The sequence below is a fragment of the Flavobacterium sp. SLB02 genome, from assembly GCF_009664855.1.
GTDB lineage: Bacteria > Bacteroidota > Bacteroidia > Flavobacteriales > Flavobacteriaceae > Flavobacterium.
Map to the genome: position 1 here is coordinate 2,810,191 of NZ_CP045928.1, position 13,603 is coordinate 2,823,793.

The 13,603-nt window shown below is 35.1% G+C and carries 6 protein-coding genes; all 6 read right to left on the minus strand.

The annotated features are described in order from the left end of the window. Positions 1–2 precede the first annotated feature (2 nt). Positions 3–3,029: a TonB-dependent receptor gene (locus GIY83_RS10675; RefSeq protein WP_208686881.1), complete on the minus strand. Its 3,027-nt coding sequence runs from the start codon at positions 3,027–3,029 to the stop codon at positions 3–5. A gap of 1,143 nt (positions 3,030–4,172) precedes the next feature. Next, complete coding sequence (locus GIY83_RS10680) at positions 4,173–5,765, minus strand: solute:sodium symporter family transporter (protein ID WP_208686883.1); 1,593 nt, start codon at positions 5,763–5,765, stop codon at positions 4,173–4,175. A 3-nt stretch (positions 5,766–5,768) separates the two neighbouring features. Then, positions 5,769–6,785 (minus strand): GntR family transcriptional regulator, encoded by a 1,017-nt coding sequence (locus GIY83_RS10685; RefSeq protein ID WP_194616660.1) that lies wholly within the window; start codon positions 6,783–6,785, stop codon positions 5,769–5,771. Positions 6,786–6,847: 62 nt separating this feature from the next. Next, a complete protein-coding gene (locus GIY83_RS10690; RefSeq protein WP_208686885.1) occupies positions 6,848–9,052 on the minus strand; it encodes an alpha-galactosidase in 2,205 nt (734 codons plus the stop codon). A gap of 18 nt (positions 9,053–9,070) precedes the next feature. Beyond that, complete coding sequence (locus GIY83_RS10695; protein WP_208686887.1) at positions 9,071–11,041, minus strand: sialate O-acetylesterase; 1,971 nt, start codon at positions 11,039–11,041, stop codon at positions 9,071–9,073. Between the two features lie 10 nt (positions 11,042–11,051). Continuing rightward, complete coding sequence (locus tag GIY83_RS10700) at positions 11,052–13,007, minus strand: alpha-galactosidase (RefSeq protein ID WP_229029292.1); 1,956 nt, start codon at positions 13,005–13,007, stop codon at positions 11,052–11,054. Positions 13,008–13,603 lie beyond the last annotated feature (596 nt).

Below are 13,603 nucleotides of genomic sequence, written 5' to 3' on the forward strand. Positions count from 1 at the left end.
GATTAAAGAGATACATTTAATCCCAGAACTACCATTCTGGATATAGGATAAGAATCTCCTCCCTCAGGATCATAACCTTTGTATTTCGTTACAATAAATAGATTCGATCCCGTTACATAAAACCTTACATTTTTAAGAAAAACACTTTCTGCAACCTTATCTTGTAATGTATACGATAATGTAAGTGCATTTAATCTTAAGAATGAAGCGTCTTGTATTGCCTTATCTGTCTCACCTAAAGTATATCTTCCTCCTCCAAAATAAGCTCTTGGTACATCTGTATTGGTATTGGTAGGAGTCCAACGATCTAATAGATCTGTATGTGCTGCACTCATTCCTCCTGAGTTCATATAGCTTTCGTATGTACCACTTGGTCTTTTACCTCCTATTGAATAAGAGAACACTGCGTTTAATGCAAAACCTTTATAGTTAAGATCTGTAGAAAAACCTCCGTAATAGTCAGGATTCAAATCACCAACCACATATCTGTCCTGATCGTTTATTACACCATCGCCATTACGATCTTTAATTTTAATATCCCCAGCCTGAACAGTTCTACTTCCGTAATTTACTCCAGTAAGGTTTTCCCCCTGTTGAGCTATACCATCATATTCAAACACATAAACTGTGTTTACCGATTTGCCTAAGAAAAAGTTCCCTGTACGTTGGATCTCATTGTTACTGTAACCACCTAAATTGTATATCTCTGTAGCATCTCCATAAAGTTTTGTAACCTTATTTTTTGCCGATGATATGTTGGCAGAAACATTCCACTTAAAGTCCTTGTTTCTGATAATGTCACCTCTAAGTTCTAATTCTATACCTTCATTAGTGGTAGCACCAATATTATCCAGCTTATATTTATATCCTGATGAAACCGGCATATTACGCAACATTAAAAGGTCGTCATTATTTATATGAAAATAATTAGCACTTGCAGTCAGCCTGTTTTGAAAGAAACCAGTATCTAATCCAACATTAAATTGCTTTTGTTTTTCCCATCTTAAATCAAAATTATCAATATAATTATCAGACACATAAGTCCCTGAATTATTACTAACTTGTGCATTGTATAATGCAAAATACCTGTAAGCATCTACATTTTGATTCCCCACCATACCATAACCTACACGAAATTTAAGCTGATCTAATTTTTCAAATCCTGAAAGGAAATTTTCTTTAGCAATATCCCAACTTCCTGCTATTGAAGGAAACGTTCCCCATTTGTTATTAGGACCAAATTTAGAAGAACCATCTCTTCTTACTGTACCGGTAATAGTGTATTTACCATCATAAGTATAATTAGCTCTTGCGAAATACGATTGGTTAGAATAATCTGTAAAATTCGAGCTTAACTGCGCATTATCTTTTTGATATGCACCTGATAATGCCATATAGGTCAAATCATCACTAACAAATCCGCGAGCTCTTACATCAGTACTATTACCTGAATTACTCATTACAGAAAATCCTCCCATAACACTCACGTCATGCTTTGCAGCAAAAACTTTACTATAACTAACGGTATTGTCCCACTGATAATTGAATTGTGAATATCTATAATGATGCGCTTCCCCATTCATAGAATTTCTAAGTGACTGTCCTGTGTAACTTGGCACATAATCAAAGTTTGCCTGATCTGCAATATCTACAGACAAAGTAGTTCTGATATCAAGTCCTTTTAGTGGTTTTGCACTTAAAAAATTACTACTTGTAAGTCTGTTACGTGAGCTTGAATTTATAATATCAAGACTTCTTATTGGGTTATAAAGATTCTGGTCAAACACTTCACCATATCTAAGATAAGTAGCCTTAGGGTCTATAGGCAATAGCGGATTTGCTCCCAATGCCACACCAAAGGCGCTACCTTCCTGATAATTGCTCTTGCTTCTTGAAAAAGTAGTATTGGTACCAAACTGCAGCCATGATTTTAAATCCTGCGTAAGGTTAATTTTTCCATTATATCTTTTAAAATCAGAGTTTTTAAGAAGTCCCTCCTGATTAACATAATTAAAACTTACAAAATAAGTCCCTTTTTCTCCACCTCCGCTAAAACTTAAATTATGATTCGTTTGAAAACCTGAACGTGTTACCTGATCTAGCCAGTTGTAACTTTTACCTGTTCTGTAAGATTCCAATTCATAAGGCGCAAATACAGTCGAGCCATTTGACTTAATTTGATTAACATAAGCAGCACGATCAGCCCCAGGATTCTCATCCATATAACGATTCGCGTAAGCATCAACCCTAAGATCAAATAATTGTTGGCCATTCATCAACGGGATAGTTCTTGCAAATTCAGACACCCCTGTCCATGTATCATACTGTATTTTTGCTTCTCCCGATCTTGAACCTTTTTTTGTCGTAATTACAATTACTCCATTAGCAGCTCTTGAACCATATAATGCAGTAGCCGAAGCATCTTTAAGAACTTCCATACTCGCAACATCGTCAGGGTTAATGTTTTCAAAATTGCTGTCGGTAATCAAACCATCTATTACAAATATTGGGTTACCGCCAAAGTTTAGAGAATTATTTCCCCTAATTCTTATGGAGCCTGACTGACCAGGTACAGCGCTTTGTTGTACATATACACCTGAAGCGCGCCCTTGTAGCGCCTGCACTACGTTTGGCGTAGGAACCTCTCTAAGTTTATCACCAGAAACACTACTTACAGCACCTGTCAGATCTCCTTTTTTCATTACAGCTCCAACTATTACAACTTCATTTAATTCCTGAGAGCTTGGTTTTAGAGACGCATTTACAACCGCGTTATTGGCCGAAACACTTTGAGTATTAAATCCTATGAAACTAAATTCTAAAGTAGATCCAGTTTTAACATTGGCTAATTTGTAACTTCCGTCAATGTCAGTTACAGTTGAGTTCTGTGTACCCTTTACTACAACTGTAGCGCCAGGCAAGGGTAAATTTTCATTATCTGTAACTTTACCGGTGATGGTTTGGGAATAAAGTGTACCGGCGGACATCATAACTACTAAGAAGCATAAGTATCTTATTGCAATTCTCATAATGATTTGGTTTTTAGTTAATAAAATATTGAGTTGGTTTTTTTGAATTATTGAGCATTTAAAATACGAGAAAACGAATTGACTTATACTATACTATACTACAACAATACAAACATACAAATATTTTCATAACAACCAAATTTATGTTTTAAGAATTTGTTATTTTTTTCGGCCTTTTATTTCGGCTTTACCATAAATAACAACCTTTAAAAAGGAAAAAGAAAAAAAATAAAGCAATAAAATAAAGAAATCTCACACAAAAACCTCTCAATTCATACTTTTAAACAAAGAAAATAACCACTTTACAACGATTTCGGCTACATTAATTTTGTTAATCAATTATGGCAATAAAAGTGAAATTCCTAAAAAATTATTACTAAAAACATTATAAAAAAATCCCAATTAAAGGCACAAAATCACCAAATAACCCCCTGATTTCTTTGTGTAAAAACGACGCACAGCCAGTTATTTTTAACATCAAAAAGGCATTTTATCATCGAATATTCGCCAATATTTATTGCAGAATTTTAAATATTAGGCCGTGCTTACGCAGTTTACAGTTTTCAGTCGCAGATTGCAGTCTCAGTTTTCAGTCTTAGTTTACAAAGCAATCTTGTCATCTCGAGGAACGAGGGATCTCCGTAAGCAGCTCTACAAAGATTGCGTAAACCTTTGTTAAGTTTTAAACCAGGGGTTTAAGGAACTTTTTTGAAAGCCAAATTTTAAAGTTGGTATGCGCATTTTTATCATCATAAATGACAAAGTTGTAACCTAATTTAATTTTTTTCTTCAAACATAGCCCGTGGTTTCAACCATGGGAACACAATAAGAGGCGTGATAATATTGCACCCCGTGGTTGAAACCACGGGCTATGTCTGACAAGGTTACAAGTAAAAAAACTTTGTCAAAGTTTAAGAACAAGTACCTTACACGACTGGTTTTAAACTATGTGTAAATTTCTGTGGTTAGACGCACTGCCGTGTGTCTCTACGATAAAGCATCATTCATAGATTTGTCGTTGTTAGACCCGACAGGTTTTAAAAACCTGTCGGGTCTGGTCTATCTTGAACAAAAAAAAAGGACGCACAAGCGTGCGTCCCTATATTAAAACCTTTGAACCTTTGTTCCTTTGAGCCTCGAAACCTAAGCTATCCCCCATTTCGAGAACAGAACAAAAATACTAACCATACCCATCAAAAGTAAAGCGAAATACCAATAACGGTTTTTCCAAGGCGATAATTCGACAGATTCGATTTTGATTTCGGTGTAATGATAATTAGGATAAAACTTAGCAACTACCAACATACATATTGTAGTAAAAATAAATAACAACGCCAGCATATGCAAATAATGCAGCTTGATATCTAGTATATAATTAAAGACAATGTAACTAAAAATGAAGAATATCATTCCGATTTTAGCGGCTTGTGGGGGTACTTTTTTAGAGACAAAACCAACGAGAATAATCGTAAAAATAGGCACGCAAAACATTCCGCCCAATTGTTGCAAATAGGTATAAAATCCTGCTTTGCTAAACATGATAAATGGCGCGGAAAACATGGCCAAAGCCGAAACAATGATTTCGAATTTACGTCCTGTGTAAACCAAATGTTTCTCGGTAATTTCTTTATTTCTTTTCTCTAACCACGGTTTGTAAAGATTAAGCACAAACAAGGTACTACTACTATTTAAACCGGCATTAAAAGTACTAATTGCAGCGCCCAGAACAACAGCAGCTGTAAGACCAATCATAATACCCGGTAAAGTATCTTTTACAACTAGAGGAAAAACCTCAGCGGTATTTTCGAGATTACTATACAAATGTACCCCAACTAATCCCGGAATATTTATAATAAACGGACATAACAATTTTCCTAAACAAGCCAACCCCATCCCTTTCTGGCTGTGCGATAAACTCTTTGCCGAAAGTGCCTGCTGAACAATAAACTGTTCCATTCCCCAATAATACAGGTTCATGATAAACATTCCTGTAAAAATAGTACTTAACGGAATTTCGTCTTTTGGCCCCCCAATAGCGTTTAGATGTTCTGTATGCTGAGACAGCAGGATATGAAATCCTTTAAACCAGTCGCCATTGCCCAGAAATTTAAATCCGAAGTACGGAAAAGCAATCCCGATGGTCAATAAGCCGATACTTAAAATGGTATCACTTATCGATATCGCCCTTAATCCGCCTAAAACCGAATAAGCACAACCTGTTAGCCCTATCACCCAAACCATAATCCAGATGTTTTGCCAATAAGTTAATTGCAAAGGCAATAAAAAATTGAACATTCCGGTAAGAGCGACTGCCCCGCCATATAAAACGGCTGGTAAAAGATTCACGACGTAACTGCACAAAAAGACAATTGAAACTAATCTTTTAGTCGAATTGTCGTAACGTTTTCCCAGATAATCCGGAATTGTCATAGCACCGGTACGAAAATAAATAGGCAAAAAGAATTCCGCCACAAGCAACATCGCCAACACAGAACTTACGCCCCATGCCATAACGCTCATATTGTTGGTGTATATCGATTCGTTTTCGCCTATAAATTGATTTGCACTAATATTACTTAATAATAATGCTCCTCCTACTATAAAAAAGTTGTTGTTATGATCTGCAAAAAAAAGTCCATTTGTAGTTTGGACCTTTTTTTTACGTGTTTTTAAAGCTGAAAATAAGGCGATAAAACCTGTAATAAGCAAAAAACTAATAATAGACATTACACTCATAAACTACAGCGAATTTCTGTCGACCAAAATTGTTGGAATAATCTCCTGAATCTTTTTACGATGAAGGACAAAGTTGGCTGCTTTTTTTCCCATTTCAGAGAAATCTGTAGAGAATGTGGTCACGCCATCAAAGATGATCTCTTTTACGATATCATCATTGTGCGAAATAAAACCAATGTCTGTACCTATTTTAAGTCCTTTGATTTTGGAGTCTTTAAGCATTTCCCAAAGCTCGAGATTGTGAATTGTAAAATATACTTTCCCTTTTTCAAGAGACCCTGATACATACTCTTCTTTTATAACTCCTTTAATATCATGATCCTTCATGAATCTTTTAAAGGAATTTAAAATTTCGTCAGGTTCTGCAGATGAGGGTTTAAAGAAGAAAATAATCTCATCGTATTTTTTAATTTTATCTTTAAGCTGCACAAAAGCATTGTAAGACGAATCTCCAAACTCTTGTGCAACATAATTATAATCTTCATCTGTTTCTATAAAACGGTCTACCAATAAAACTCTGTTGGTAGGCAATTGCTTTAAAACAGCCGGTGTTTTTTTACTCGGAATTGGAGCAATAACAAACATTCCGTATTTTCCTTTTATATTCTGAACAATACTTTCGAACGTATCAAAATTATTGTGATGAAAAAAGATATCCAGCTGAATATTCTTTCCAAGACCTTTTCTGAAGTTCTCATAAAACGTTTCCTGAAAAATATCAAATGCAAATATTAGCAATGCCACTTTTAGTTCTTGCTTTACATCATTGGTCGCAACAAAATAACCCAATCGGTTTTTTGATTCGATAATTCCTCTGTGCACAAGTTCTTTATACGCTTTTGCAATGGTTTCTCTTGCAAAACCCAATTCGCTGATAAAAGTATTTACAGACGGAAGCAAATCTCCTTTTGTAACCACTTTTTCATCGATGGCATTAATTATTCCCTGAACCAATTGTTCATGTTTAGAGAAGGAATTTATAGATTCAAGATTTTTTATCTGCTGAATAATTTGCTTCATAAAACGTTTTAATAGGTATTTATTTAGAAATGATAGTACAAATATATACTAATGTTTGAGATTTAGGTCTTTGTAATTTTTAAAACAACGCTCGTATTAGTAGAATTCACATTCGGGTTGATACCAACCTGCATTAAAAAATCGCCTGAATATGTGGCGGTTTCTACCACTGGCTTTTTATCTGGATACACGTTGATTTCCTCTACTTTGTAGTTTTGTCCTGCTTGTAATCCTTTTAATTTAATTGGTAAATGCGTTCCTGCTTCGTAACGGGAATTAACCGAATAACTAAAAACTACTGCTTCGTTACCGTTTTTGTTTACAAACATTACAGATGCAGCATCATTACCCCAAGGATTTTGCAAACGATATTGGTCTCCCTGCCAGATTGTATTACTCAATGCATTATAATTTTTGATGGATTGTTGAGCAAAAGCCAAATCTTTTTCGTTTAGATCTTTTACTACAATATCAAAACCTAATCTTCCCATCATGGCAACATCTGTACGGTATTTTATAGGTTGTTTCCCCCAATCTGTTACGTGCGCTGCGATTGTCAATGCAGGGTAAAAATACGAGTATTCCCATTGCATATACACTCTTTCTAAAGGATCTGTATTATCACTTGGCCAGAATTCTGTAAAATATTTTAGGGCAGCATAATCTACTCTACCTCCACCACCTGAGCAAAGCATCATTGGTACTTTAGGGTATTTTACACGAATACGTTCCAGAACTTTATACAATCCTGTTACATAATCCGTATAAAAATTAGATTGTTTGTCTTTTAAATTGCTTGAATAGGCATTGTAAATTACTGCATTACAATCCCATTTGATATACGCCAATTCCGGATTTTCTGTAAAAAGATTGTCTACCACTCCATAAACAAAATCCTGAACTTTAGGGTTTGATAAATCTAAAACCAATTGGTTACGGAAATAATGTTCTGCTCTTCCCGGTTGTTTGATGATCCATTCCGGGTGTTTTTTGTATAAATCGCTCGCCGGGTTTACCATTTCTGGCTCAATCCAGATTCCGAATTTTACCTGATTGTCTTTGGCTGTTTTTACCAAAGTTCCAATTCCGTTTGGTAATTTCTTTTTGTTTACGTCCCAGTCTCCAAGAGCTGCGTCATCATTGTTACGAGGGAAATTGTTTCCAAACCATCCGTCGTCTAATAAAAACATATCAACGCCTAATTTTTTACTATCTGCGATAAGTACTTTTAGTTTATCTTCATCAAAATTAAAATAAGTCGCTTCCCAGTTATTTAGCAATGTCAAACGGCTTCCTTTTCCGTCTAATATTTTATAAATTCTTGACCAGTCGTGCAAATTACGGCTGGCAGTTCCTTTTCCTTTAGAAGATAAAGTGTACCAAAATTTAGGCGTTGTAAAAACAGTGTTTTTTGCCAATGAATACGCTGCCGCTGCATTATTAATACCCGAAATAACACGAAGATTATTCAACGGATCTAATTCTAAATCTGTACGGAAATTTCCTGACCATTCTAAACCTGCAAATAAAACTTTTCCTTCGTCTTCTGTAGCAGGTTTGTCCAGAGAAACCATAAATACAGATGGTTGAAACAAGTTGGCACGTGAACCTAATTTTGTATCCAAAACCTTAATTCCGTGAGTCAGTTTGGTTTCTTCAGGCTGCATTTCTTTTGCCCAGTCACCATGATATTGATTCAGGTAAAAGTTCTTGTATCCTTTAAGGTATAAATTAGCCGAAGCATATTTGTTTAAAGTAATATTTCCTTTTTCTGCGTGTTTAATAGTTGTCCATTGCTCGATAACATCAGTATCATAATACGACTGAATAAACAAATGAACCTCGATTGGGTAAACATTATCCTTAAGTGTAATTTCTGTTTGAGAAACTCCTGTGCTTACCGTTGTTGTTTTATGGTCTACATATAATAAATCTAGTGAAGTATTTCCGTCAGCGTGCGTTACTGCAATTGCTGGTTCCAGTAAGTTTTTAGAACCAGATGGCGTATAGGCTGCATTGTAAATTCCTGAATAATCTGTTCCTTGTTTGAACTGACCTTGTATTTTTACATAATCAAAATCATTGGCTAATTTTTCTCCTAAGTAAATAGTGTTTACTTCTTTTCCAGGAGTAACTTGCAAAACAAGCGCATTACTTTTTGTTTTTACTGAGATAATTTGTTGCGCCGAAACCGGGCTGCAATAACTCGCCAGCATAAAAAATGCGATCCCAAAAGATTGCCTTAAATTGGTAATGTGTTTTTTCATTTTTATTATATTTTATTTCTATTTCTTTTCTTGTGTAATTCCTGCCCAGACATCTGTTCTAAAAGAAGATGCCGGTAATCCCGATACATTCGTTAAATTTCCGTCAGGATTATCAGCCCAATTGTAGCGAACGGCTACCGGATTTGGAACTTCGTGAGAATATACCTCGACTTTATCGTTGACTACTTTAGCCTCAGCCCAATAAAACTTTTGGTCTGATCCCGCAATGCTAAATCCTTTAAGCGTATCGTCTCTGGCTTTTATGTTTTTATTAAAATCAAAATCTATAGTAACTGTACTTCCTTTGATATCATACGATTTATACAACGGTCCCGAATAATCAATTTTGACATTATACACCTTTGCCAAAGCAATACTGGCCAAACGACCTCCTACATCTTGCTTGTTTTTTGGGTGAATGTCTTCTCCGTTCCCAATATCGGTTGTAACCGCCATTCCGGTGTTGGATAGTTTTAAAGCTTTAAATTGTGCTTCTCTCAACTCTGCCCAATCAGAATCTCCCGGTTGCTGTTTTTGTTGTTTGTAATTGGCTAATTGAACAAAGAAAAAAGGCAAATTTTTATCTTTAAATTTTTCTCTCCAATCGTTTATCAATAATGGAAATAATGTCTGGTATTGATGCGCTCTTTCAGCATTACTTTCTCCCTGATACCAGATTACTCCTTTTATTTTATAATCAATCAAAGGTGCAATCATGGCATTATATATCGCGCTTGGTCTGTTTTGGCCTTGAGCCAAATACGGTTTTGCAGGCAAATCTTTGATATCTGCGCCAATATTATATTTCCAGTCTCCGGCTAATGAAATTGATTGTTTTCCTGATTGTAATGAGAAGTTTTCATCTCCATAAACTCCTCCGTTTCCTGCTCCGTCAAAAACTCGTATCGTTATAATGTTCTCTCCTTTTTTGAGAAACTTTGACGGAATTGTATAATGGCGTTCTACATTATATCCTTTGGTTTTGCCAATATAATTTCCGTTTACCCAAATCATATCGTCATCATCTGCCAAATAACTTAGGGTAAATTCTGCATTGTTTGCAGCAATAGTTACTTTTTTTCGAAACCATACTACGCCATCAAAATTGGCTAATCCTTTATTTTCAAAAAATGCCGGCAATGGCATTGTTTTCCATGATGTATCATCAAAATTGGCTGTTGCCCAAATCGCTTTTCCTGCCCCAAATCCTTTATCCGAATCTGTGAGTTTCTTTTCCCATACGGCCATATCGGCATTGTATTTTTTCATTAAAGCCTCCTGATCAACTTCTGATTTCATCGCCTGAATTTCGGCATCAAAATCATGAATGGTCGATAACGCTCCGGAACTTGTCCAGGCTTCAATTAATGTTCCTCCCCAGGAAGAATGAATCAACCCAATTGGGATATTTTTTTCTTTGTAAATCTTTCTGGCAAAAAAATAGGCCGTTGCGCTAAAATCAGCAATGGTTTTAGGACTGCAAACATTCCATCCGTCGTGTTGTACTTTTAGTGTGTTTAATGGTAAAGTGCTTTCTATATGTTCTGCCTGTAATAATCGTATATTAGGATAATTGGCGTTTGCTATTTCTTGTTTATAATTGTCAATTTTTCCCCAGCCTTCAAGAGGCATTTCCATATTACTCTGTCCGGAACACAACCAAACTTCACCAATTAAAATATTGTTGAGCGTTCTATCCGTTCCGTCATTTATAGTAATCGTGTACGGCCCTCCATAAACGGGAGTTTTAAAAACTACTTTCCATTTGCCATTTTCGACATTGGTTTTGTATGTTTTTTTATCCCATGAAGTGGTAATACTTACTGATTTCGCATCACTTTCTCCCCAAAACGGAACGGCACTTTTTTGTTGCAGTACCATATTATCGGTAAAGAAAGAAGGCAATGATACTGTCGCATTAACTGCATTTGACGAAAGGATTAGTAACGTCAATAGTAGCATCGTTTTCTTAAAAAACTGTTTTTTCATAAGCATTCAGTTAACGATTTACAATTTTAAACAAACGGGCATCTTTAGAACCAATACTTACATTTATACTGTTGTTTTTTACTTCGCTATTTTGAGCAGTAAAAACATCCTGCAATTTATAGCTCCCATTTTTTACACCTAATCTTTGTAAAGGAAGTGCATAGTTTTTAGGCATATTTCCGTAATTCAAAACAGCGATATACCAATTGTTTCCTATTTTTTGTTCGAAAACTTCGGTGGTTAATTTTCCTGTATTTCCTTCCAGCGGGCGAAATGCTAAACCGTTTTCTACAATTTTAAGTAGTTCTTTATTCTGCAACCATTCTTTAGCACGTTTGCTCCAGATTCCGTCTTTGCTGTAATCGTCTCCGGTAATTAAGGTTCCTGTAATTACAGACGAAATTAATCTTGCACGGTTTTCTCCTTCGGTCACATCGGCAAAAACCACGTGATCTGCATCGATATAATCGTATGAGTACGTTTGCCACCAACCATAGTTTACACTATTTAAGGTATATTGTGTTTGCTCAATAGTTTTCCAGGCATCGCACGCAATACGACGAACGTGTGCGTAACGGGAAGTGGCCATATTAGGAGAAATCGCAGCATAAATTAGCATTTTCCCGTCAAGCGCATTTACTAAATGTTCCATCCCTACTCTATAAGCATGCATTCCTGTTGTTACATTTTGATCATAAAACGAAGTAGATTCCGCAGCAGCGTGACCCAAAAAGTCAATTTTGATCATTTTAAAACCGCATTCTTTTAGTTTATTAATCACATAATCAACGCGTTTTAGCGTTCCCGGATGTGTAGGATCGATGGCACGGGCACCATCAAAATCAAAATAATTATTTCCGGTTTTGGTCCACATTTGTCCAAAAGTATAATCACTTCCTTCCGCTTTACGATCTGGACCATCTTTCCAGCCCCAATCTGTAAACGGTGCCCAATACGCTCCCGGTTCTAAACCTTTCTTTTTGCAATAATCAGCGAATTCTTTTAGTTTGCTGAAATCTCCTGTAAAACCACCTTTTACCATATTGTCCCAAAACGAATCAAGATCGATATAAGCGGTATTACCAACACGAAATTCTGGAACCGAATTGGCAAAGAAATCAGCTACTTTGGTAGTATTCTCAAAATTGATTTTTTCCATCAAAACTCCCCAGCTGTTCCAGCCTACCGGAGTTGGTTTGTCCCACGCAAAAACATAAGGTTTCTCTACGATACGATTGGTTTTAGCATATTGTTCCATTCCGTTTCTCCAGTCTGAGTAATAACCCACGAAAAATTTTGGAGAAGCTACTTTATCTCCTTTTACAATACCATGCGCAATACTATCGCGTGTATTTTCTTTTTCTGAATATCCTGCCCAGGCAGAAAATGAAGCTTGTTTATTTTGATTGTTTGTTTTTACGGCACTTTTCCAAATGGTATGTTCAAGCGAACCTACAATAAAACCGTTACGGGATGCATTATTGAATATAATTCCAACTTCGGCACTATTGTTATGAGAAATCGTATCTAATTTTTTAGAATTATAACTAATGAATGCATCATTATCATAAGGAACAAAAACGGTATGCAGATTTTCTATTTTATCAAAAGCAATTTTTCCTAAATCTAACGGTGCAATATAATTGGTGGCAATTTGCTGTCCGTTGCCTAAAATTTCTAATTGAGTTATAAAATAGTCCTTATTGTTATAAATGTAGAAACTTTGGATTAGAGTAGGCTTACTTTTTTCTTTATAAGTAAGTGTGTATTTTAGACCTTTTCCTAAATCATCGCTAATAGCTTCTTTTGCAAAAACTGCATCCGGATAATCGTTTGCCGCAATTGTTTTACTATTAACCAAAACCGAAGCTTTTGCTCCGCTAAAAATAGTTTTGCCAGATTGACTTACTGCAATTGTTTTTTCTTTGGCATCATAAGTTATAATACCACTTTTGCCAAAAGTCATTTTAATGCTTTTTTGGGCGAAAGCAGGCGTACAAAGTGCCACCAATAAAACGGAAAAAAAGAGGTTTTTTAGTAGGAAAGGATACTGTCTCATTAAACAAATTCTAGGTTATTATACTATTCTATACTACAATGATACAAATTAAAATTAATTTACCAATATTTGAGTGCAAAATTTTTTATTATATAAATACATATTAAAGGTCTTTCGCACAATTTTATACTTTGAATAAAAGAGATTTATAAAAAACATTTCACCATATAAGTTATATAAGTTCATATTAAAGTTGGTGCGTATAATTTTTACTTTGAATAAAAAGGATTTATAAAAAGCGTTTCACCATATAACTTATATAAGTTCATATTAAAGTTGCTTATATGATTTTTACAGTCAAAAAACACCGAGCTTGTATTTACTTATATAACTTATATGGTTTAATAAACACACGCAGCGGTACTAAACTTACTTATAACTTATAAGATAAACGCATTTTTTACACTTATTCTGAATAATATTTTTTGAAACGATGTTTATTTGAATTTTATTTAGAATTAATATAAATAAACTTTTATATTTGCCGCTTTCTGTGCAAAAAA

What these genes read in the sequence shown, in the direction of transcription:
- GIY83_RS10675 (WP_208686881.1), bottom strand. Translation starts at nt 3,029, where the DNA reads ATGAGAATTGCAATAAGATACTTATGCTTCTTAGTAGTTATGATGTCC.
- GIY83_RS10680 (WP_208686883.1), bottom strand. Translation starts at nt 5,765, where the DNA reads ATGAGTGTAATGTCTATTATTAGTTTTTTGCTTATTACAGGTTTTATC.
- GIY83_RS10685 (WP_194616660.1), bottom strand. Translation starts at nt 6,785, where the DNA reads ATGAAGCAAATTATTCAGCAGATAAAAAATCTTGAATCTATAAATTCC.
- GIY83_RS10690 (WP_208686885.1), bottom strand. Translation starts at nt 9,052, where the DNA reads ATGAAAAAACACATTACCAATTTAAGGCAATCTTTTGGGATCGCATTT.
- GIY83_RS10695 (WP_208686887.1), bottom strand. Translation starts at nt 11,041, where the DNA reads ATGAAAAAACAGTTTTTTAAGAAAACGATGCTACTATTGACGTTACTA.
- GIY83_RS10700 (WP_229029292.1), bottom strand. Translation starts at nt 13,007, where the DNA reads ATGACTTTTGGCAAAAGTGGTATTATAACTTATGATGCCAAAGAAAAA.